At 44.9% G+C, this 23,918-nt stretch carries 19 protein-coding genes; 9 read left to right on the top strand and 10 right to left on the bottom strand.

All coding sequences use genetic code 11. The features are described 5' to 3' along the window. Window positions 1–61 precede the first annotated feature (61 nt). The 5 genes from ruvA to aspS form a co-directional block, all read right to left on the bottom strand. Entirely contained in the window at window positions 62–679 is a 618-nt protein-coding gene (gene ruvA, locus VTH8203_RS03755) for a Holliday junction branch migration protein RuvA (protein ID WP_096992453.1), read from the bottom strand. A gap of 80 nt (window positions 680–759) precedes the next feature. Next, window positions 760–2,187, bottom strand: a complete 1,428-nt coding sequence (locus tag VTH8203_RS03750) for a methyl-accepting chemotaxis protein (RefSeq protein WP_096992452.1) — start codon at window positions 2,185–2,187, stop codon at window positions 760–762. Between the two features lie 203 nt (window positions 2,188–2,390). Beyond that, window positions 2,391–2,912 (bottom strand): crossover junction endodeoxyribonuclease RuvC, encoded by a 522-nt coding sequence (gene ruvC / locus VTH8203_RS03745; protein WP_096992451.1) that lies wholly within the window; start codon window positions 2,910–2,912, stop codon window positions 2,391–2,393. Window positions 2,913–2,925: 13 nt separating this feature from the next. Next, a complete protein-coding gene (locus tag VTH8203_RS03740; protein ID WP_096992450.1) occupies window positions 2,926–3,672 on the bottom strand; it encodes a YebC/PmpR family DNA-binding transcriptional regulator in 747 nt (248 codons plus the stop codon). A gap of 188 nt (window positions 3,673–3,860) precedes the next feature. Further along, complete coding sequence (gene aspS / locus VTH8203_RS03735; RefSeq protein ID WP_096992449.1) at window positions 3,861–5,639, bottom strand: aspartate--tRNA ligase; 1,779 nt, start codon at window positions 5,637–5,639, stop codon at window positions 3,861–3,863. A gap of 285 nt (window positions 5,640–5,924) precedes the next feature. On the opposite strand from aspS, the gene VTH8203_RS03730 reads away from it, so the two are divergent. The 6 genes from VTH8203_RS03730 (at window position 5,925) to VTH8203_RS03705 (ending at window position 12,204) form a co-directional block, all read left to right on the top strand. Then, window positions 5,925–6,806, top strand: a complete 882-nt coding sequence (locus tag VTH8203_RS03730; RefSeq protein ID WP_096992448.1) for a DUF72 domain-containing protein — start codon at window positions 5,925–5,927, stop codon at window positions 6,804–6,806. 184 nt (window positions 6,807–6,990) lie between these two features. Beyond that, on the top strand, window positions 6,991–7,719 hold the full coding sequence (gene cmoA / locus VTH8203_RS03725) for a carboxy-S-adenosyl-L-methionine synthase CmoA (protein WP_096992468.1): 729 nt from the start codon (window positions 6,991–6,993) through the stop codon (window positions 7,717–7,719). A gap of 68 nt (window positions 7,720–7,787) precedes the next feature. Continuing rightward, window positions 7,788–8,765, top strand: coding sequence for a tRNA 5-methoxyuridine(34)/uridine 5-oxyacetic acid(34) synthase CmoB (gene cmoB / locus VTH8203_RS03720; protein WP_096992447.1), 978 nt, complete (start codon window positions 7,788–7,790; stop codon window positions 8,763–8,765). Between the two features lie 158 nt (window positions 8,766–8,923). Beyond that, window positions 8,924–9,658, top strand: coding sequence for an ATP-dependent zinc protease family protein (locus VTH8203_RS03715; RefSeq protein WP_096992467.1), 735 nt, complete (start codon window positions 8,924–8,926; stop codon window positions 9,656–9,658). 53 nt (window positions 9,659–9,711) lie between these two features. Continuing rightward, entirely contained in the window at window positions 9,712–11,217 is a 1,506-nt protein-coding gene (locus tag VTH8203_RS03710) for an inactive transglutaminase family protein (RefSeq protein WP_096992446.1), read from the top strand. Window positions 11,218–11,220: 3 nt separating this feature from the next. Further along, on the top strand, window positions 11,221–12,204 hold the full coding sequence (locus tag VTH8203_RS03705) for an alpha-L-glutamate ligase-like protein (RefSeq protein ID WP_096992445.1): 984 nt from the start codon (window positions 11,221–11,223) through the stop codon (window positions 12,202–12,204). Window positions 12,205–12,322: 118 nt separating this feature from the next. Here the strand turns inward: VTH8203_RS03705 and VTH8203_RS03700 are convergent, their stop codons facing one another. Next, window positions 12,323–14,440, bottom strand: coding sequence for a methyl-accepting chemotaxis protein (locus VTH8203_RS03700; RefSeq protein ID WP_096992444.1), 2,118 nt, complete (start codon window positions 14,438–14,440; stop codon window positions 12,323–12,325). 176 nt (window positions 14,441–14,616) lie between these two features. Between VTH8203_RS03700 and xthA the strand changes: the two genes are divergently transcribed. Beyond that, on the top strand, window positions 14,617–15,423 hold the full coding sequence (xthA, locus tag VTH8203_RS03695) for an exodeoxyribonuclease III (protein ID WP_096992443.1): 807 nt from the start codon (window positions 14,617–14,619) through the stop codon (window positions 15,421–15,423). A gap of 146 nt (window positions 15,424–15,569) precedes the next feature. Here the strand turns inward: xthA and VTH8203_RS03690 are convergent, their stop codons facing one another. From VTH8203_RS03690 to VTH8203_RS03675, 4 genes are all read right to left on the bottom strand, one after another. Further along, on the bottom strand, window positions 15,570–16,253 hold the full coding sequence (locus VTH8203_RS03690) for an ABC transporter permease (protein WP_096992442.1): 684 nt from the start codon (window positions 16,251–16,253) through the stop codon (window positions 15,570–15,572). Between the two features lie 2 nt (window positions 16,254–16,255). After that, window positions 16,256–16,996 (bottom strand): ABC transporter permease, encoded by a 741-nt coding sequence (locus VTH8203_RS03685; RefSeq protein WP_096992441.1) that lies wholly within the window; start codon window positions 16,994–16,996, stop codon window positions 16,256–16,258. 121 nt (window positions 16,997–17,117) lie between these two features. Then, a complete protein-coding gene (gene aotJ / locus VTH8203_RS03680; protein WP_167385783.1) occupies window positions 17,118–17,888 on the bottom strand; it encodes an L-arginine-binding protein AotJ in 771 nt (256 codons plus the stop codon). Window positions 17,889–17,979: 91 nt separating this feature from the next. Continuing rightward, a complete protein-coding gene (locus VTH8203_RS03675) occupies window positions 17,980–18,750 on the bottom strand; it encodes an ABC transporter ATP-binding protein (RefSeq protein WP_096992439.1) in 771 nt (256 codons plus the stop codon). An 879-nt stretch (window positions 18,751–19,629) separates the two neighbouring features. On the opposite strand from VTH8203_RS03675, the gene VTH8203_RS03670 reads away from it, so the two are divergent. Next, window positions 19,630–21,177: a DUF3360 family protein gene (locus tag VTH8203_RS03670; protein WP_096992438.1), complete on the top strand. Its 1,548-nt coding sequence runs from the start codon at window positions 19,630–19,632 to the stop codon at window positions 21,175–21,177. Between the two features lie 257 nt (window positions 21,178–21,434). Then, complete coding sequence (gene pflB / locus VTH8203_RS03665) at window positions 21,435–23,711, top strand: formate C-acetyltransferase (RefSeq protein ID WP_096992437.1); 2,277 nt, start codon at window positions 21,435–21,437, stop codon at window positions 23,709–23,711. Window positions 23,712–23,918: the final 207 nt, after the last annotated feature.

The raw sequence follows: 23,918 nt of genomic DNA, 5'->3' as shown, positions 1-23,918 counted from the left end.
ACGCTGTCTCTTTGCTATTCATTCAGCTTATGTAATCAAGGTGGGGTGTAATACCTACCACTTAAACCATAGCACGCAGTGCTTCACGAATCAGCGCTTCGCTGGTCATATCTGGTTTCGCTACTTGAGACACCACTTTCGATGCCTGTGTCGGCTTATAGCCCAACGCCAGTAGTGCACTTACGGCCTCCTCTTCGGCACCATCGGCTTTCATCGCACCAATACTGTCGACAGGCGCAGCGTCAGTCGCCGGAGTAAACAAGTCACCTGCACCCCAACCTTTGAGGCGGTCTTTCATTTCTACAACCAGACGCTCAGCGGTTTTTTTACCGACACCTGGCAGCTTCACCAAGGTCGAAATATCTTCACGTTCAACACAAGCAACAAACTGAGTAGCGGACATACCAGATAGGATACCCAGCCCAAGTTTTGGACCGACACCATTGGCTTTGATCACTTCTCTGAAAAGAGCTCGTTCACGGACGCTATTAAAGCCATAGAGCAGTTGCGCATCTTCACGCACGACAAAATGGGTATAGATGATCGCTTCTTGGCCAATTTCTGGTAGTTCGTAGAAACAGCTCATTGGCATTTGAATTTCATAGCCAACGCCGCCCACTTCAATTAACAGTTCTGGCGGTTGCTTTTCGATTAGAGTTCCACGTAATCGTCCTATCACAGTTCAATGTCTCATGTAAGTTGCAATAGGGCTTAGGATATAGAATAACTGGATAGGTATCCAGTTATTCTAAGTAAAATTTAAGGCATGACAGAGCGTAGGCGTTCGGAGAGTTCCGTGCCCTCATGGATTTGTTGACCAAGCTGCTCGCTGATGGTTTGAATGTCATCCGCGATAGCCTTACTACCAACCACAGACTTAGCTACATCACTGCTGGCTTGGTCTAATTCACCGATGGCTAAATTCTGTTGACTGACTAGCTCACTAAGCTCGGTAATTTCTGATGAGATGGTCTGCACCTGCTCAATCATCCTACTCAATTCTGAGACTGTGGTTTGAATGGTTTTTTGTCCCGAATTAATTTCTTGCTGGCTATTATTGATAAGCGTGCGAATCTCATCGACGGAGTTGCTGGTTTTTGATGACAGCTCTCTAACTTGCTCTGCTACGACAGCGAAACCACGACCATGTTCACCAGCCCTTGCAGCCTCAATCGCTGCGTTTAACGCAAGTAAGTTAGTTTGTTCTGCAACCGAAGTAATCAGCTCAATCACCAACACGACTTTTTGGTTACTGTTGTCAATATTGGTGATGGCTTGTGTTGACGCATTAAGCATTTCTGAACTGCTTTCCGCTTGCTGTTTTATCGAATCAGTTTGGGTAATCACCTGATCCATAAAGTTCACCGACTCTTGAGTGAATGACGATAACTGTTCCAATTGCTGGCTCATTTCTTCGGCGGCGCTAGCTTGAGAGACGCTGTTAAGGCTAAGTGACTGTACGTTGCTGGTCAGTTGTGTTGACTGTGTGTTCACTTGATGAATCACTTGGTCTAACTCTTGAACACTTTCGTTAACCGCCAGTAGCATACTATCAAGCTTCTTCTCACCCTCAGAGGCTTTTTCTGCTTGTAACGCGCTCTCTTTTTGCGCTTTTTCAGCGCGTGAAATGGCGCTCTCTTTCTGTTTGGATGTAAAGCTTTGCGCAAAACAAATAACAAACAGCGGCAGTAGCATTCCAGACCAAATCTCGATGTTCTGCTTCGACTCTGAGAGGTGAATCGTCGGGAACGAATAACCTGTGGTGTGCAAATAGGTCATTACTGCAGAAGCCGCAAGAATACCGATACTCCACGTTAACGCCATAATACGAGATGCAGAAAGATAGAAAGCAACCATCAACAACGGTGCCCAAAACGCTTGTGTGGAATCAACAATGCCACCACTTTGGAAAATAATATTCACCGCATGGAGCACCATGCCGAAGAAACCTATATTCAGCGCCAAAGTAATCATCTTGCTAAAACGCAGGACAGCTAACGCAACAATCTCAACCACTATCAATGCAATAGATGTCATAAATAGCGATGCATGACCATTAGAATGCCACTTGAGCGCACTGTATATACCCACGAGTAGAGCGATAACTGAGAAGACTGCGGTGATTTCTGCTTTGCGGAGTGTATTACGTGAGAGATTATCCGAGTTGTTGATAAAATAGTGCGACATGCCGTTGGAGTTCCTTATTATTTGATTATTCGGACATTTGGTCCTTTGAATTCACACATCGGACCAATATTAGGAAGTCAACAAATGTTTAACAAGGCACTTTAGGCGAAAAGCTCTAAAAATGTGGACTGTCTATCGTTAAAATTATCGCTATGGCGCTGATATCGCCAACAGGTCGTGTTGACTGAAGGCGATTGATTTATTTAACGATAACGACCTTTTTTTGTGCCTGTGGCTTTACCTGCTAACGCCACCAGCGTTTTATTGGTGTTCGCATGACAGATGGCGACACCTAAAGCATCTGCGGCATCGGCTTGAGGTCGAGACGGCAATTTCAGCATCGCCATTACCATATGTTGAACTTGCGCTTTATCCGCGCCCCCCGTCCCCACAACCGCTTGTTTAATTAAACGTGCTGCGTATTCGTAAACGGGCAAATCATTATTTACGGCAGCGACAATCGCGCTGCCACGGGCTTGCCCAAGCTTAAGCGCTGAATCTGCATTTTTAGCCATGAACACCTGCTCTATGGCAAACACGTCTGGTTGAAATTGCGTAATGATCTCACTCACGCCAGCGTATATTTGTTTGAGTCTACCTGGTAGTTCCGCTTCCGACGTTCTGATACAGCCACTGCCAAGGTATTGTAAATGACGACCCTGCTGACGAATCACACCATATCCGGTGATTCGCGATCCAGGGTCAATTCCTAGTATTATTGACATGATTTCTCGTTAATTACTCAAGGCTTGCTGCAACTTCGTCAGAGATATCACCGTTGTTATAGACCTCTTGCACATCATCAAGGTCTTCAAGTGCGTCAATCAAACGCAGCAGTTTAGGTGCGGTCGTCTCATCTAACTCAGCTTTGGTCGACGGTACCAGAGTGACTTCCGCATTAGCGGCTAGATAACCCGCCTTATCTAGCGCATCTTTCACTGCGCCAAAGTCAGCAGGCGTGGTGTAAACATCAATCGCCCCATCGTCAGCGGTTTCAATATCATCAGCACCACCTTCTAGCGCGACCTCCATCACCTCGTCTTCATCGAGACCTGGTGCATAAGAGATGACGCCCTTTTTATCGAATAGGTAATTCACACTACCGTCAGTACCAAGGTTGCCCCCTGCTTTAGAAAATGCATGGCGAACACCAGATACGGTTCGATTACGATTGTCGGTCATGCATTCCACCATGACAGCGGTGCCTCCGGGGCCGTAACCCTCATAGATGACCGTTTCCATGTTGTCATCGCCTTCTCCACCCGCACCACGACTGACGGCACGATTGACGGTGTCACGAGTCATATTATTGGAGAGCGCTTTATCAATTGCAGCGCGAAGACGGGGGTTATTCTCAGGCTCACCGCCACCTTCTTTAGCGGCAACAACAATTTCGCGAATTAATTTAGTGAAGATTTTGCCGCGCTTGGCATCTTGCGCTGCTTTCCGATGACGAATGTTCGCCCATTTACTATGACCTGCCATAACAAATCCTTTGAGTTCTATGAAGTTGGATTACCTTTTATGTTGGTATAACTATACAGATTTTGAAAACAAAAACTCCCGCTATTGCGGGAGTTTTGGGGTAGGTTGTGATCTTGGCTTTTAGTTTTGGTGATTGCTTTTAAAATCTACCCAAGTCGTACGACCAAACTAAAAAATCACGTCGTACTTTAAGAGTCTTTCTTCTCTTTCGCTGCCGTTACTGCAATCGCTAGCTCTTCAAGTGCTGCTGGGTTTGCTGCGCTTGGGGCATCTGTCAATAGACATGCTGCTGCGGTTGTTTTCGGGAACGCGATAACGTCACGGATGTTTTCCGTACCGCAAAGTAGCATCACAAGACGGTCAAGACCGAATGCTAGACCTGCGTGTGGTGGTGTACCAAACTTAAGTGCGTCTAGTAGGAAGCCGAACTTCTCACGTTGCTCTTCTGCATCGATACCAAGAATTTCGAATACCGCTGCTTGCATTTCTGCGTTGTGGATACGAACACTGCCGCCGCCCACTTCGTAGCCGTTGAGAACCATGTCGTAAGCATTTGAATTTGCCGATGCTGGGTTCACTTTTAGCTCTTCAGCTGTCATACCTAGAGGCGATGTGAATGGGTGGTGCATCGCATGCAGGTTACCCTCGTCGTCTTCTTCGAACATTGGGAAGTCCACAACCCAAAGAGGTGCCCATTTAGACTCATCGGTAAGCTCAAGATCTTTACCAATCTTAAGACGAAGTGCGCCCATTGCTTCAGCAACCGTATTCGCTTTGTCTGCGCCAAATAGAATGATGTCACCAGACTCCGCTTCAGTACGCTCAAGAATACCGTTGATCACGTCTTCGTTTAGGAACTTAGCCACTGGAGATTGGATACCTTCCATGCCTGCCGCACGGTCATTAACCTTCATCCACGCAAGACCTTTCGCGCCGTAAATACCAACGAAGGCTGCATAGTCATCGATTTGTTTACGAGTTAAAGCAGCACCACCTGGGACACGAATAACCGCTACGCGACCTTTCTCATCGTTAGCTGGGCCTGAGAACACTTTAAACTCAACGTCTTTTACTAAGTCAGCAACGTCCACTAGTTCTAGCGGGTTACGTAGGTCTGGCTTATCAGAACCAAAACGACGAATCGCTTCAGAGAAAGGCATTACCGGGAACTGACCTAGGTCTACGTTCAATAGCTCTTGCCACATATCGCGAACCATTTTTTCTGTCACTTCACGAACTTGCTCGGCAGACATGAAAGAGGTTTCGATATCGATTTGAGTAAATTCAGGTTGACGGTCAGCACGCAAGTCTTCGTCACGGAAACACTTAACGATTTGGTAGTAACGGTCGAAACCAGACATCATCAGCAGCTGCTTAAATAGCTGTGGTGATTGAGGTAGAGCGTAGAACGAGCCTTTGTGAACACGGCTAGGAACTAAATAGTCACGAGCACCTTCTGGCGTCGCTTTGGTTAGTACTGGTGTTTCAATGTCTAGGAAGCCATTGTCGTCAAGGAAACGACGAACAAAACTTGAAGCTTTAGCGCGCAGTTTAATACGATCGCTCATTTCTGGACGACGAAGATCGATGTAGCGATACTTAAGGCGCTGCTCTTCAGTATTGGTTTGGTTGAAGTCTAGCGGCAATACATCGCTACGGTTGATGATTTCAAGGCCTGTCGCCAAGATTTCAACTTCGCCAGTTGCCATGTCTTTGTTAACTTGACTCTCTGGACGAACACGAACTTCACCAGTTAGCTTGATGCAGAATTCGTTGCGAAGCTGGTTTGCCACTTCGTAAGCATCCGCCATATCTGGATCAACAACTACCTGAACGATACCTTCACGATCTCGCATATCGATAAAGATAAGACCGCCTAAATCTCGGCGACGGTTTACCCAGCCGCACAGTTCTACAGTTTGTCCTGCAAGGGACTTGTTCAGGTGACCACAGTAATGGCTACGCATAGTGAATTTCCCAATTTCCAATAGTGATAATGAAACGTATAGTATGGGCGAGTGACTATTCTCTAGCCAACTTACATTACACCCATAAAAACAAAGGTTCATTTATACTCGGAAAATCGTCTAAAATCGACCTAATTTGACAGAATTGTTGTGTTTAATTGCCAGTTGCGACGCTAGAACTCTTGAAATGGATAAAATATCAACAAATCCTGTTGATACGATCTACCTCAACGTTGCAATAGATACACCAAATGCCATAGGCACAAGCGAAAGCAAGGAAAAAAGATGAGTGAGCTTAAACTGCGATTGGGGTTAACCATGTGGTCACACAGCGACTGGCAACACTCGTTCTATGGCAAAGGAACCAAACCAAATGAACGCTTGGAGCGCTATGCGTCTGTATTTCATACCGTAGAAGGCAATACCACTTTTTACGCGACCCCCAGTAGCGCTACCGTCAATAGCTGGAATCATGCGACCCCAGACGATTTTCGCTTTACCTTCAAACTTCCAAAGCTGATCACCCACGAACAAATGCTCACTCAATGCCGACCAGAGCTCACCAACTTCCTCAAAGTTATGGAACCGCTGCACTCGAAAATTGGTATGTGGACGATTCAGCTTCCAAGCAGTTTTGCACCGGAACATCTCGCATCACTGCAATCGTTTTGTCAGTGGTTCCCTAGTGATATGCAGTTGGGGGTCGAAGTGCGCCATCTAGGTTTTTTCAATAAGTCCGATGATGAGCGACGTTTCAATCAATGGCTAATGGAACAAAATATCGACCGCATTATTATGGACAGTCGTCCCGTTTTTGCCGCTAAACCTGATACTCCTGCCGTCATTGATGCGCATGAAAAGAAGCCTAAGGTACCCGTTCATGCCATCGCCACCGCACAACATCCCATGATTCGCTTTATTGGTCACCCCGACATGGAACAAAATTTGCGCTTCTTTAATCCTTGGAAAAACAAACTTGTCGAGTGGATTCAACAAGGCAAACAGCCGTACGTTATGATTCATACTCCTGATAATATCCAAGCCCCTGAGCTTGCCATTAAGCTTTATGACGCCTTAAACCAGCATATGGCGACGCTGCAAACCACGCTTTCCCCGCTCAACACAATCCCTGTACTGCGTGACGACCAGCAAATTTCCATGTTCTAATTCATTGCTGCCGTTTTTATCTCTAACCGCTTTGACTTAACACAAGTTACGACATCACCACGCGGGATGACATTTCTTGATAAATAACGTAAAATGCGCGCCTTTTTTATCGCGTCTGAACTTGTACTTAGCCATAGGCTGAACCAAGTTTAGGACTGAGTGAGACCGCATGGGGAACAATGATATGCAGAACAAAGATACGATATTCTCTGCACCTATCGACAAAATTGGTGACTTTACCTTCGACGAACGCGTAGCGGAAGTCTTCCCAGATATGATTCAACGTAGTGTACCAGGTTATAGCAATATTATTTCTGCTATTGGTATGCTGGCTGAACGCTTCGCAAAGCCTCACTCGACAATTTATGACTTAGGCTGTTCGTTGGGCGCTGCTACGCTTTCGATGCGTCGCAACATTACCCAAGAAGGCTGCCAAATCATTGCCGTCGATAACTCATCAGCCATGGTTGAGCGCTGCAAACTTCATGTGAATGCTTACCGCTCTGATACACCGGTGAATGTCGTTGAAGCGGACATTCGTGATATCGATATCACTGACGCTTCTGTTGTGGTTTTGAACTTCACACTTCAGTTTTTATCGCCACAAGATCGTCGTGCCCTACTTGAGAAAATATACGCTGGTTTGCGCCCGGGCGGTATTTTGATCTTATCCGAGAAATATGTTTTCGAAGACGACACTGCCAATGAGCTGTTGATCGATTTACATCATGACTTCAAACGCGCCAATGGCTATAGCGAACTTGAAATTAGCCAAAAACGTAGCGCGATCGAAAACGTCATGCGACCAGACTCAATCACAACGCACAAAGCACGCTTTGAAGAGATCGGCTTTAGCAGTTGTGAAGTTTGGTTCCAATGTTTCAACTTCGGCTCTATGTTTGCTATCAAGTAGCGTAGTACCACCTTTATCCAGATATACCTTTGGCGAGAGATCGCTAAGTTAAAAAATTAGAGAATCCCATGTTCAATTTTGCAGATTTCTACCAACTTATTGCTCAAGACACACGCCTACAACCTTGGCTTAATGTGTTGCCTCAACAGCTGACAGACTGGCAAAACGCTCAGCACGGCGATTTTGATCGTTGGTTAAGAGCGTTAGCAAAGATTGATTTGGGACAGCCTGACAACGTTGAGCTGAAAGACAGTGTAACCATTTCAAACTCTGAGCCACTTTCTACTGGTGAGATGAAAAAGCTTGAGAGTTTGCTGCGCACTTTCCACCCTTGGCGTAAAGGTCCCTACCATGTTCATGGTATTCATATTGATACAGAGTGGCGCTCTGATTGGAAATGGGACCGAGTGCTACCGCATATTTCACCGTTAAAAAATCGCTCAGTGCTTGATGTTGGCTGTGGCAACGGTTATCACATGTGGCGCATGTTAGGTGAAGGTGCGCGTCTTTGCGTAGGTATCGATCCATCACACCTGTTCTTAGTTCAGTTTGAAGCGATTCGGAAAATGATGGGCCACGACCAACGTGCTCATCTTCTGCCGTTAGGTATTGAGCAGCTTCCAGAGCTGCAAGCGTTTGATACGGTATTCAGCATGGGTGTGTTGTATCACCGCCGTTCGCCGCTCGACCATCTTATCCAATTAAAGAATCAGTTAGTACCTGGTGGCGAGCTAATTCTAGAAACCTTAGTCATCGAAGGTGATGAGAACGCGGTGCTGGTTCCGCACGATCGCTACGCACAAATGCGCAATGTTTACTTTTTCCCATCAGCACGCGCATTGAAAGTGTGGTTAGAAAAAGTCGGCTTTGAAAATGTACGTATTGTTGATGAGAACGTCACAACGATTGGCGAGCAACGCACGACTGAATGGATGACACATAACTCATTACCTGAGTACCTAGATCAGAACGATCCAAGTAAAACTGTCGAGGGTTACCCTGCCCCTCGTCGTGCAATCTTAGTCGCTGATAATCCGAGTAATTAATCAGTTGTTAGTGTTGTATACGTCTCACTTTATTGAGTTTTGACATGACGTTTATAACTCTAACGTAGCTCTGACAATAGGGAGTATCATACTCCCTTATTGATCAGCTAAAATTCATGCCACTTCCTGTTCCATTATTTACTGTTTTAGGGTTTAAGATGTACAAACGCTTGGCACCACTTGTCGCCATCGGTTTACTTTCCGGCTGTTCCACAATCAATCACCAAGAACTTCACCAAAGTACACTCAACGCAATCGAAAAATCTGAGCAGCGTCTTGAGAATCGTCTCACCAATATCGACCTGCAGTTGAGCAACCAAACTGACTACATCGACAGTTTGGAATCTGAAATCATCGCTCTTAACCAACAAATTAAAGTTCTTGAGACCAATCAAGCGGCAGGATTAGACAAGATGGATGAATCTAAGCCTCTGCCAGCTATCGTTGCTGTACCGTCAATATCCAGTCCGGTGATATTGGGTTCGGTTGAAAAAGTAAAACTTGATGTTTTAAAGCAAACGCTTGACGCTCGTGTTGATACTGGCGCTGCAACGTCTTCTTTAAATGCTGCGGATATTCAGGCGTTTGAGCGAGATGGCAAGCAATGGGTGAAATTTCATTTAGTCAATGACAAGGTCAAAGAAGAAGAAAAACGCTGGATTGAAGCGCCTGTTCTTCGATACGTTAAAATTCGCCAATCTACCAGCGATGAAATGGAACGAAGAGCGGTAATTGAATTGTGGATCCGTGTAGGAAAAATCCATGAAAAAGCGCAATTTACACTGGCGGATCGCTCGCAAATGACCCACCCTATACTATTAGGAAGAGAATTTATTAAAGATATTGCTTTAGTGGATGTAAGTCAGCAATATATACTTTCATCTAACAAATAAATCTCTTTTGAATAACACTTTCAGGGAAAGCAATTACAATAATAAGGTTGTTTATGACTTCACGTATTCCATTTTACTTATCAGTAGGCTTACTGATTGCCGTAGGTATTGCGCTTAGTGTCATTAGGCACGAGACATACGGCGTTCCATGGACTCCCGGCGAAACGCGCCAAGTCTGGGATATCGAAGCCAGAGTTGAATTTAACGCCATTGGCAAGCCCGCAAAAGTCTCGTTAGCGGCACCGTATACACAAGAAGGTTTCACATTAATTGGTGAGTCTGCATCATCACCAGGTTATGGGGTTTCTTACGTAGACTCTGATGCTGGACGTCGAGCCGAGTGGTCAATCCGCCATGCGCAAGGCCCACAAACCATCTATTATAAAACTCAATTTCTTGTCGATGACCAAGCACTAGCTAACTCGACACCGCCAACCGAAGAAATCACCAAACCCACCTTTGATGGCCCTGAAGAAGCCGCCGCCATTGCTCTAGTTGATCGCGCAACCACCCGTTCTTCTGACAATGTCACCTTTACTCGCGAACTTATCAAAGCCCTCAATGACAGTGACAGCCAAAACTCTGCACTGATTCTCAATAGTATGACTAAGTTAGAAGCAGCTTCGAAGCTACTTGCATACGCAGGCGTGCCGAGCAAAGTCGTTGGGGTAATTGAACTTGAAGATGGCCGTCGTCGTCAGTCAAGTCAACAAATGCTGCAAGTTTGGGATGGTAAGAAGTGGCAAATTTTCTCTCCTGAATCCGCCGAAGGTAAAAAACAACAGAACTTACTGGTTTGGGACGAATCCAACGTGTCATTACTTGATGTGATTGGTGGTAAAGACAGTAAAGTTCACTTCACCATGATTTCGCAAGAGGTGTCACCTCAAGAGGCGACCAACAGCAAAGTCGATGCCGACGGCTTGTTAAACTTTTCAATTCATAGCTTACCGCTCGAAGAACAAGCTATGTTCAAAACCATTATGCTGATCCCGATTGGCGCATTGATAGTTGTGTTCCTGAGAATACTGATAGGCCTTAAGACTTCTGGTACCTTTATGCCGGTTCTGATTGCCGTTGCCTTTGTTCAGACTCAGTTAGTCACAGGTATTGTTGGCTTCCTATTGATTGTCGGCACAGGTCTAGTTATTCGAAGTTATCTCTCTAAACTCAACCTGTTGTTAGTCGCTAGGATATCTGCGGTTATCATTACCGTTATTTTGATTATTTCTGTGTTTACCGTCGTTGCCTTTAAGATTGGTCTTACCGAAGGTCTATCCATTACCTTCTTCCCAATGATCATTCTTTCTTGGACTATCGAACGTATGTCGATCCTTTGGGAAGAGGAAGGCGCGAAAGAAGTTGTGTTGCAAGGTGGTGGTTCACTACTGACGGCTGTACTGGTTTATCTAGCAATGACCAACCCTTACGTTCAGCACCTAACGTTTAACTTTATCGGTCTGCAACTTGTTATCCTTGGCGGTATCCTAATGCTAGGTACTTACACAGGCTATCGTCTGACTGAGCTACGCCGTTTCAAACCTCTGACGGAGGACTAATTTATGCTAGGAAAGCTAACCAGTCCTTTTAAGTTACGTGAACGCGGCATCATGGGTATGAACCAGCGTAACCATAGTTACATTGGTCGCTACAATGATCGTTCTAAATATCCGTTGGTTGATGACAAACTTAAAACCAAAATCATCGCAGAGAAAGCTGGCGCTACCACGCCAGCCTTGATTGGCGTTATTCGCAGTCAAGTTGAAGTAAAAACCATCCATGAGATGGTAAAAGATTGGCCTGGCTTCGTCATTAAGCCGGCACAAGGCAGTGGTGGCAAAGGTATTTTAGTCGTTACTGAGCACAAAGACGGTGTCTACACCAAGCCATCTGGATCCACGATTAACAAAGAAGACGTGGAACGTCATATCAGTAATGCGTTGGCGGGATTGTTTTCATTAGGTGGTAAAAACGATGTAGCGGTTGTCGAAAACCTCATCAAGTTTGATGACTGTTTTGAAGGCTTCAGTTACGAAGGGGTGCCGGACGTGCGAATTATCGTATTCCAAGGTTACCCTGTGATGGCTATGATGCGTCTTTCTACATCAGCATCCGATGGTAAAGCTAACCTTCACCAAGGAGCCGTTGGTGTTGGTATTGATATCGCCACAGGTAAAGCGATTCGAGCGGTTCAATTTGACCAACCGGTAACTCACCATCCTGATACCGGGAAAGAGCTCGCTACCCTTGCTGTGCCTCACTGGGATCGTCTACTGACTCTTGCGTCAAGTGCTTATGAGATGACCGGACTCGGTTACATGGGGACCGACATGGTGCTCGATAAAGAAGAAGGACCTATGGTGTTAGAGCTCAACGCTCGTCCTGGTCTCGCGATTCAAATTGCTAATGGCTCCGGTCTATTGCCTCGACTTAGACATATTGAATCTTTAGGTGAACCAAACCCGTTCACCTACCCTTCTCCAGAAGAGCGCGTCGCCTATGCAGCGAAGATGTTTGGGCATGTGAATGAAGAACAAGCATCGTAGTTTTCTGCGCTGATTTAATCAATAAAAACGCGACCACATTGGGTCGCGTTTTTTTGTTCTCAGCTCTTATCTTAATTCATCAAGTAACCAATTACCCAACACATCTATCAGTGAGTGTTTAGACCTTAAATTGACTCATTAGACCCTGCTGATCGCCGGAAAGTTGGTTAATTTCTTTCCCGACTTTTTCGGAATCTGCTGCTTTTTCTAAGATTTGCGCACTTAAGTCACGAATGTTACTCACATTTTGGTTAACTTCTGCAGATACAGATTGCTGCTCCTCTGCGGCTTTAACGATCTGACTATTCATATCGTTGATCGCGGAGATAGACTCGAAAATACTGCTCAAAGCAGCAGCGGCTTGCTGTACATGCGTCGCTGTGGAGTCTGCAAGTTGTGACCCTTGCTGGATAGCACTGACGACGTTACTGGTCCCTTGCTGAACACGTTCTATCACTTGTTGAATTTCACCCACTGAGTCATGGGTGCGACTCGCCAAATTGCGGACTTCATCTGCCACTACCGCAAATCCACGCCCCTGCTCTCCTGCTCGCGCAGCTTCTATAGCTGCATTGAGAGCAAGAAGATTGGTTTGCTCTGAAATACCTTCTATCACAGCAAGGATCTCTGTGATATTGGTGTTGTTTCTCGCTAGTTCTTCTACCACAGGCACGGTGGCCTTCATTTGCTCAACAAGACGAACCATTTCGCTGGCGGACAACTCAACCACCTCTTGCCCTTGACTTGCTGACTCATTAGCCGACTCCGCCGCTTGCAACGCAACCTCAGCATTTTGCACCACAAGTGACGCCGTTTGTGTCATTTCTTCTGAAGCGGTAGCAACCAGATCCACCTCTCTAAATTGCGCCTCACTGCTCTCACGTGTTGCCACCGCCGTAGCGTTGGCGCTTTCAGCCGTTCCTGCGATACGTTCGGTGGTTATCGCTACCTGTTGAATAGTGGTTTGCAACTTGGTTAAAAACGCATTGAATTGTTGCGCAAGTTGACCTATTTCATCACCAGACTTAACCTCTAACCGCTGAGTAAGATCCCCTTCTCCACTCGCAATGTCCTCTAAGCGAAGGACAACCTCTTTTATTGGTTTCACCAAACGCAATGACACTAGCGCGATAATAGTCAGCCCAATTATGACAAAGCCAGTACCGACCAAGACTTCAAATATAATGCCCTCTTCTAATTGCTTAGAGATGATGCTATTTAGCTCAATAGCATCACTAAAGACACTACTGCGCGGCATATCAAAGAATACACCCCATGTTTGGTTAGCGATGGTGATAGGGTTAAATACGGTTAACCATTGACCATCGTCACTCCAAAGTGCGCTGGCTTCTTCTCCAAACATCAGGTCAGTAATTTGTTCAGTTGATAAAACGGCACTTTGATAAGGCGAGCCGGCTTTCACGTTAGGATCATCGCTAGCAATGACGCTTCCATCTAAGCTAATGATGTTCACATGCCCACTGCCGTTAAAGAGGCTAGCATCGGATTCACTGACCGTGTTAGCCAGTTCTGTCAGCTTCAGATCGATACCAAGAAAACCAATTAACATATTGTCTACGACAATAGGGATGGAAAGCGAAGACGTTAGGTGTTGTTGCTCACCAATAGTAGTGAGCCGTGGCGTGCTAACGCAAGACGCTTCGGTAGCAAGAGGACAATAAAATCGCTCCCCATCTTCCAAAGCATCGAGCCTACGTTTGCTCAAAACATCGCGAACCGCATTTTCACCTGTCTCAGTGATTTGCCAGTAGGTTGCAAACTGGCCGTTCTCATTGGAACCTACATAATCAGCCCCTTTATAGTTTGCATCTTCACCGTCGAGCATATTGGGTTTGAAAACCAAATAAGCCCCTTGGATCGAAGGGAACTCAATCACAGCCTGACGAATCATTTCATCCAGTGCAGTACGAAGATCTTCGCTGGGAACAAAATTCTCTTCGGCATTAAATTTCTGGAATTTGGCATTCGCAATCAGCATTTCGGCACGGTAGATTGCTTCGTTAAAATAGTCTTTAACTTCACGAGCATTAATGTCAGCACGAGCTTCTAGGAGTGCTTGTGACTTTTCGACAACCGATTCAGAGCTAAGGGTTTGAATTGCTTTTTGGCTGTTGATGGCATTATAGAGAGAAAAGCCAATCAAAGCTAAAGAGGTAAATACCAAGCAGCAGCCTGCTAAAACCGTAATTTTCCACTGCACGGAGAGAGTTCGCATAGTACATCCTTTTTGCAAACGGGGGCCAATATCTATTTTTATCGACGTTTATTCGATTTTATTTAGCGATTTATTACATCACTTTTACATCTACAGCTCAACTGAAGCGTTGTGCGTTCTAGATGCTCAATGCTAGTATTTTGACCCTGATATAAAAATCACAGGATTAGTGAGAAATGAAAGTCATCAGTTTTAATATCAACGGCCTGCGCGCGCGCCTTCATCAGCTTCAAGCATTGATTGATAAGCACCAACCAGATGTCATTGGGTTGCAGGAAATCAAGGTTCATGACGAGGCTTTTCCAGTCGATGCCGTCGAAGCGATGGGCTATAACGTCTATTTTCACGGTCAGAAGGCGCACTATGGTGTCGCAATGCTTTGTAAGCAAGAGCCTATCTCGATTCAAGAAGGTTTTCCAACCGACAACGAAGATCATCAAAAGCGGATGATCATGGCTACATTCGAAGACGCAAATGGTGACAAAGTGACGGTGTTAAATGGCTACTTCCCGCAAGGGGATAACATTAGTCATGAGACTAAGTTCCCATACAAAGAAGCGTTCTATAAAGATCTTATGACCTATTTGAATGACCACCATAGTAACGATGAAAAGCTTATCGTAATGGGTGATATCAATATCAGTCCGATTGACCTAGATATCGGCATCGGTGAGCCTAATCGCAAGCGCTGGCTGAAAACTGGAAAATGTTCCTTCCAACCTATTGAGCGTGAGTGGCTACAGACTCTGCTAGATTGGGGCTTCGTGGATACCTTCCGTCAACTGCACCCCGAAGTCGATGATCAGTTCTCGTGGTTTGATTATCGCTCACGTGGCTTTGATGATAACCGTGGTCTTCGAATTGATGTGGTTTTGGCGACAAAGAGCCTTGCAGATACGTGTTCACAGGCAGGTATTGATTACGAACTACGCGGAATCGAGAAACCCTCTGATCACGCGCCAATTTGGTCTGTGTTTGGCTAGGTTAAGGTTTGGTTCGAGCAAATATACCATCATTCCTGCCTAGAGCAGGAATGTACCCAAAGCACAGCGCAAAAAATCCCCGATTATCACTTTCGCAACCATCGGGGACCATAATTCTAATTATTGTTTCTTCTAAAAAGACTACTTTATTGCGACTCAAGTGGCCGCATATACGCTAGGAATCGTTTCTCTGCTTTCTTAAATACCCAAAGAATCATGAACGTCAGTCCCATATAGAATAAGCCTGCAGTCAGAAATGATTCAAATGGCGCATAATAACGGGAGTTCACTAGTCGGGCAGCGCCTGTCAAATCCATAATGGTAACGATACCCGCTACCGCTGAGCCGTGAAGCATGAAGATAACTTCGTTACTGTATGCGGGTAATGCTCTGCGCAACGCGCTTGGCAGAATAATACGACGGTAAGTTTTCCAAGGGCTCATACCATAAGCTTTTGCCGCTTCAACCTCACCTTTTGGTAAACCATTTATCGCACCACGAATAATCTCTGCCGTATACGCGGAGGTATTTAGCACAAACGCTACCAGTGCGCAGAACCAAGCATTTTCCCAAAGCGTGTCTTTTACCGGGAAGAATTGGTCCATTCCGTAGTAAATAAGATAAAGTTGTACCAATAGTGGTGTACCACGAAAGAAATAGATAAACCCCCACGAAGGTAAGCTAAATAGATAATTTGTGCTATTTCGTGCTACCGCCAAAGGTATTGCCACGCATAGACCAATCACCAAAGCCAGAGACACTAGCCATACTGTCGTCCATAAGCCATCTAGATAGACAGGGAAACTTTCTACGATCAATGAAAAGTCCATATCTACCTCACATGAATACTAAATTTGCGCTCCACCAGCTTTAAGAAACCGGTTGAGATACTGGTGAACAGAAGGAAGATAATCGCCACTGACATATAAAAAGTGAATGGCATCTTGGTCGATCCCGCCGCTAACGAACTCACGCGCACCATATCTTCCAAACCGATGATAGAGACGAGTGCAGTGGTCTTGAGCAGCACAAGCCAGTTGTTACCAAATCCCGGCAACGCGTGGCGGATCATTTGAGGCAGTAATATACGTCTAAAAGCTAATACAGAGCTCATACCATAAGCCTTCGCTGCTTCCATTTCACCTTTATCCACCGCCATAATTGCCCCGCGGAAGGTTTCGGCCATATAAGCACCAAAGATAAATCCGATAGTTAATACCCCGGCTATAAATGGAGACACATCAATATAATCAGGTAAGTATGATGTCCATTCATGATTCGGGTCACTGGACATAAACCAGTTATTGAGCCATTCGTTGACGGCGTACAAACTGTTATTGAGCAGTATTTGTCCACCAAAAAAGATAAGCATCATTAAAACGAGATCTGGAATACCTCGAATAATAGTTGTGTAAAGTGTCGCAATCGCACGCGCCCACTTATAGGGAGCAAGCTTCGCCAATGCACCTAACATACCTAACACCATAGCGAGCAGCAGTGACAATAACGCTACTTCTATAGTTAGCACGGCCCCTTTTAATATTGAGGCTTCATATCCTTGAAGATCGAGCATAAGTCCTTCCAACAGCACAGCAAATTTGTTGGTAAGTCACACTAAAAAACACCTGTGACACGTTCTTTAGTAAAAGGGCTTGAGACCAGCTCAAGCCCTGTCGTTTTAGAAAGCAGAGTAATTACTTGCCATACACATCGTAGTTGAAGTATTTGGCTGCAATCTCTTGATACTTACCTTTCTCGCGTAGAGATTTAATAGCCGCATCAAGTTGCTTAGTTAGGTCTTTGTCTTGTTTACGAACTGCAATGCCCATACCCTCACCAAACCATTTCGGATCGGTTAAAGAAGGGCCAACGAACTCGTACGCTTCACCACCATCTTTATTGATTACGCCTTCTTCAAGCGCTGATGCATCACCAAGAACAGCAACAATACGACCGTTTGCTAGATCTAAGTATGCTTCATCGAAAGAGCCGTAACGAACGATTTCTACTTGGTCACCGTAGTTATCTGTTAGGTACTTGTCGTGCGTAGTTGCACGCTGTACACCGATCTTCGCACCATTTAGGTTATCAAAGTCCAAGCCAGCACCTTTCTTAGCGATAAACTTGTTAGGGATTTGCGCGTATTTCCCAGTAAAGTCAACTTTCTTCTTACGCTCCTCGGTAATAGACATCGCAGCGATGATTGCATCATATTTACGAGCAAGTAGTGAAGGTATAATGCCATCCCAATCTTGAGGTACAATCACGCACTTCGCTTGAAGCTCTTCACAAAGTGCATTTGCCATGTCAACGTCGAAACCTTTCAATGAACCGTCAGCTTCTGTCCAACTAAAAGGAGGATAAGCACCTTCAATACCAAAGCGCACTGTTTTCCATTCCTTAGCTTGTGCTACTCCAGTTGCCGCTGTTGCTGCAAGTGCTGCTACCATTAACCACTTTTTCATTTCCATACTCCTGTGATTGAGATTTTTGTTATTAATGTTGTGTTTGTGTCGTTGTTTTCAAAACTAGGGTTCTGAAAGGCCACCCTCTAGATTAGTAGATAGATGAAATAAATTGTTGTAATCGCTCAGACTCCGGATTGGTGAATAGCTTGGCTGGGTCGCCCTGCTCTTCGACTAAACCTTGGTGCAAAAACATGACATGGTTCGAAACGTCGCGAGCAAAGGCCATCTCGTGCGTGACCACCAACATGGTGCGACCTTCTTCTGCGAGATCTTGCATTACCCCTAAGACCTCACCGACGAGTTCGGGGTCTAACGCTGACGTCGGCTCATCAAACAACATGACTTCCGGCTCGACAGCTAACGCTCGAGCAATGGCAGCACGTTGTTGCTGACCACCTGATAGATGTCCGGGGTAGTAGTCTTTTCTCTCATACAGCCCTACTTTCTTTAAAAGCAGCTCTGCGTTCTCAATAGCCTGAGCTTTGGGCACACCAAGTACGTGAACAGGTGCTTCAATAATATTCTCAAGCACTGTCATATGAGACCAAAGATTGAAACCTTGAAATACCATAGCCAAACGAGAACGGATTCGTTGGACTTGCTTTTCATTGGCTGGTAGAGACTCACCCGTTCGATTACGTTTCATTTCGATTAACTCACCGTTAACCCAAATTTCGCCCTCGGTGGGTGTTTCAAGAAGGTTGATACAACGAAGGAAGGTACTTTTTCCTGAACCCGATGAGCCAATAATTGAGATGACATCACCTTTGTGTGCGGAAAGGGAAATCCCCTTTAAAACTTCATTTTGACCAAAGGTCTTGTGCAGTTCTTTTATGTCCAGCGCTGGTACATCATTCATGCGCTCGTGCTCCCTGTATATTATTGACTGCTATGCCTATTCGTGGAGGCAAAAGGTACTCCGACCTTTTCATTGCTCGCTACAAGCTAGCACTACAATGTGCGGTTTGCAACAAACCATTAACCTATTTTCATTTACTAAACAGGGATTGTATCTGACAAATTATGCAAATTAAAGAGTTTATGACTTACAAATGTGAATAATATTTACCAAACTCTGCAAGATTAGTCACCATTGGATTTTTATACTAAAACAGAATTTATTGCGCATTTGTTACGCAAAGTACATCTCATTTAGTTGTTATAACCAATACCAACTACCCAGACAGTACATAAGACTATCTAATGGGACATTAGTGGAAGTTATAATCTAGTTGAGTGTTTTGATAGTTAGATCATAAATGTGCGCTAACGTGGAATTGTTGCCTATACGACATGGCATAATTTTTGTTGAAGATGAATCATTCGGCCACTCACTAGGAAGAGTCTTTGATTTTTATATGGTCACTGTTGCATTTTTTCATACTTCTGTTTTAGTGCTTCCGTTCCGCCGTTTTTTCATGTCCCTCGCTTCACCCATTATTGTTCATAAAATGTGCACATTGAAAGTCGCTTACGTTTACTGTTAATAAAGTGCGCTGATTCAAACAACTGTTGTAGTTTTCTTTCACATTTTTTCTTAAAGTGATCAAGATCAATCAAGGTCTTAGAGTTGCTTGTTAGACTCGGCTCCATTGATATAGCACGAATTATTCACCCCATTATTAGGAATCTCGTCCATTCTAAGCACGTCAATGACGTGCAGCAACCTAGCCAAGTCGGTGTGAACCAGTTCGTTTATCAAGCCAAACGACTAACTTTATATATATATGAGGAATCTATGTCAGACGCAGTTAACAAAGCGCATTCTGATTCAGATATTGAGACTAAAAGCTATCAAGAGCTTCATCGTCCAGCATCTGAGTTTGCCAGCCGCTCTGAATACCTAGACCACGAACTTCAAATCATGAAACCACGCCGCTTCGCTTTAAACTTGCCCGGCCGTGATTTCCGTTTTGAGTTAGAAGATTTAGTACCAGCCCTTGCCGGTACTATTGGCATTATTGCAATGTATTCTGCGGTAATGATGTCATGGGCTGATGGTCTTACCGCTGCTTGGGATCACGTAAACTTAGGCAAAGAGTTTGCGATTGAAGTAGCACGTGTAGAAATGCTGATTCCAGCGCTTCTGTTCTGTATTCTCGCATCAGGTTTCATTAACCCAAGAGCTAACCTTGCTGGTAACCACGGTCCGATGATTCCACTCATCGGTTCTATTGCGCTTGCTGGTGCTCACCCTCTTGCTCTTGCACTCCTTCTTGGTGTATTTGGTCTATTGCTCAGCTACTTTAAAGGTGGTTCTAAGCTGGTAAACCTGACGTCACAAGGTACGGCGGGCGGCTTATTAATCTTCCTAGGCTTTACAGGCACCATGAGCCAAATCGGTTCTATTCAGGAATGGGCGGTTGGTTTGCAATCTGCAACAGTTGAACCAGGCAGCATGGGCTATATTGGCCTTATTGTTTTGGGTATTAATATCGCAGTTTATGCCTACTTAGCGAAGATCAATATGCGCTGGCTGGCAATCCCCGTTTGTGCGATTACGGGCCTTCTACTTGCGCTTGCTCTAGGTGCTGGCTTCGACTTGAAATTCGAAACTGAAATGGGTCTTCCAAATCTAAATCCTGTTTACTGGTGGGGCAGCACAGAAGAAGGTTGGATGCTAGGCCTTCCTAACCTACAACACTTCATTGCTTCGCTACCGTTTGCGATTCTAGCGGTTGCGATGTGGTCACCAGACTTCCTTGGTCACCGTATCTTCCAAGAACTGAATTACCCACGCAAAACTGAAAAAGTACTGATGGATGTTGATGACACTATGACTATGTGTTCGATCCGTCAAATGGTTGGTACAGCAGTTGGTGGTGGTAACATCACATCTTCTTGGGGTACGTACATGATCCCGGCAGCGATCGCTAAGCGTCCAATTCCAGCCGGTGCAATTTTGCTTGGTTCTCTCTGTATCATCGTTGCCATTCTTGGTTTCCCGATGGATGTAGCGGTATGGCCACCAGTAATGCGCGTTGCACTGCTTGTAGGTGTATTCCTTCCTTTACTTGAAGCAGGTATGCAGATGGTTAAAGAAACTAAAGACTCCCAAGCTGCAGGTATCTGTATCTTCGCATCAGTCGTTGCTAACCCAGTTCTAGCATGGGCCCTGACCATGTTCTTGGATAATAATGGCTTAATTGGTGACAAAGAACGTGCTTCTCGTCTATCTTTTGTAGATAAGATTGTCATCCCTGTGGGTGTGTTCGTTATCTGCTTAGTAGCGATGCTAGCTGTAGGTATGTTAGAAGGCCAGTACGGTATTCCAGCATTCCTATAACGTCTGGTTGATTATGTGGGCAGTGACATTCACTGCCCATATTTTTATCAAACTTTTTTAACTTTTATTGATTTAGTTTAAGTTTTGCAAATTATTTTTAGTGTAAGCTTGATTTTAACGTAGAGAATGACCATATCTATGTCCACACTAACTCTAAGTGGTTATAGATATTTTTATTCAAGTGTACTGGTTCATCTCTGATGAGTCTACGTAATACGTACAGTACGTGTTTTTTCTACTAAAGAGGTAGGTATGTCATGGCAGAGCAATTTGCTAAAGCTTGGGAAGGTTTTGCTGCAGGTGAGTGGCAAAACGACGTTAACGTTCGTGATTTCATTCAAAAGAACTACACTCCATATGAAGGTGACGAGTCTTTCCTAGTTTCTGAAGGTACTGAAGCAACTAACAAGCTTTGGGCTAAGGTAATGGAAGGTATCAAGCTAGAAAACTCAACTCACGCACCCGTTGATTTTGATACTTCAGTTATCTCTACCATCACTGCTCACGATGCAGGTTACATCGAAAAAGATCTTGAAACTATCGTAGGTCTTCAAACAGAAGCGCCGCTTAAGCGTGCAATCATCCCTAACGGTGGTATCCGTATGGTCGAAGGTTCATGCAAAGCGTACAACCGCGAACTAGACCCACAAGTTAGCAAAATCTTCACTGAATATCGCAAAACCCACAACGCTGGTGTTTTCGATATCTACACTCCAGACATCATGAAATGCCGTAAGTCAGGCGTTCTAACTGGTCTTCCAGATGCATACGGTCGTGGTCGTATCATCGGCGACTACCGTCGTGTAGCACTATACGGTATCGACTTCCTTCTTAAAGACAAGCTAGCTCAATTCAACTCTCTACAAGAGAAGTTTGAGAAAGGCGAAGATCTTCAAATGACTATGCAACTTCGTGAAGAAATTGCAGAGCAACACCGCGCTCTTGGTCAAATCAAAGAAATGGCTGCGAAATACGGTTTCGATATTTCTCGTCCAGCTGAAACTGCACAAGAAGCGATTCAATGGACTTACTTCGGCTACCTAGCTGCAGTTAAGTCTCAGAACGGTGCAGCAATGTCTCTAGGTCGTACTTCTACATTCCTAGACATCTACATTGAGCGTGACATCGCAGCAGGCAAGATCACTGAAGTTGATGCACAAGAAATGATTGATCACTTCGTAATGAAGCTTCGTATGGTTCGTTTCCTACGTACTCCTGAGTACGATGACTTGTTCTCTGGCGACCCAATTTGGGCAACAGAATCTATGGGTGGTATGGGTGTTGACGGTCGTACGCTAGTAAGCCGTACTAACTTCCGTTTCCTAAACTCTCTATACACTATGGGTCCTTCTCCAGAGCCAAACATCACTGTACTTTGGTCTGAGCGTCTACCTGAAGGCTTCAAGAAGTTCTGTGCGAAAGTATCTATCGATACTTCTTCTATCCAGTACGAAAACGACGATCTAATGCGTCCTGATTTCGACAACGATGACTACGCTATCGCATGTTGTGTTTCTCCACAGGTTGTTGGTAAACACATGCAGTTCTTTGGCGCTCGTGCGAACTTAGCAAAAACGCTACTGTACGTAATCAACGGCGGTGTGGACGAGAAGCTTAAAATGCAAGTTGGTCCAGCAATGCCTAAGATCACTGATGAGATCCTAGACTTTGACGATGTATGGGGCAAACTTGACCACTTCATGGACTGGCTAGCAACACAATATGTGACTGCGCTAAACAGCATCCACTACATGCACGACAAGTACAGCTACGAAGCATCACTAATGGCTCTTATGGACCGTGATGTATACCGTACTATGGCTTGTGGTATTGCAGGTCTGTCTGTTGCTGCTGACTCTTTGTCTGCTATCAAGCACGCGAAAGTTCGACCAGTACGTGACGAAGACGGCGTTGCTATCGACTTCGAAATCGAAGGTGATTATCCTAAATTCGGTAACAACGATGCTCGCGTAGATGACATCGCTTGTGAACTAGTTGAAGTATTCATGAACAAGATTCGTTCACTGAAAACTTACCGCAATGCAGTACCAACTCAATCTATCCTAACTATCACTTCAAACGTGGTATATGGTAAGAAGACTGGTAATACACCTGACGGTCGTCGTGCTGGCGCTCCTTTCGCTCCTGGTGCTAACCCAATGCACGGTCGTGACGAAAAAGGTGCAGTAGCTTCTCTAACGTCTGTAGGTAAACTACCGTTTGCACACGCTAAAGATGGTATCTCTTATACTTTCTCTATCGTTCCAAACGCACTAGGTAAAGAAGAGGACAGCCAACGCGCTAACCTTGCTGGTCTGATGGATGGTTACTTCCACCACGAAGCTGGCATTGAAGGTGGTCAACACCTAAACGTGAACGTTCTTAACCGTGAAACTCTAGAAGACGCAGTTAAGCACCCTGAGAAATATCCTCAGCTAACAATCCGTGTATCTGGTTACGCTGTACGCTTCAACTCTCTAACTGCAGAGCAACAAGCTGACGTAATCGCACGTACGTTCACTGAATCTCTATAATCTCGAATTATATTGATTGAGACAAAAACCTCGCTTCGGCGAGGTTTTTTTATGTCGGTAAGCCAGCTCGAAATTCTCATAGCTTAAGAATTATTTACAATTTATCTACATTAAAACTACTTTTTTACTCACAGATCACTGACTGTGCTTTTTAGTTCGTGTCACACTCCATATGAACCAATCTCTACTAGCCGTATTTGAAGAGAG

The organism is Vibrio thalassae (assembly GCF_900089835.1).
Lineage (GTDB): Bacteria > Pseudomonadota > Gammaproteobacteria > Enterobacterales > Vibrionaceae > Vibrio > Vibrio thalassae.
Note: the sequence above shows the minus strand (reverse complement) of the source record. Positions and strands in the feature narration are given on the sequence as shown.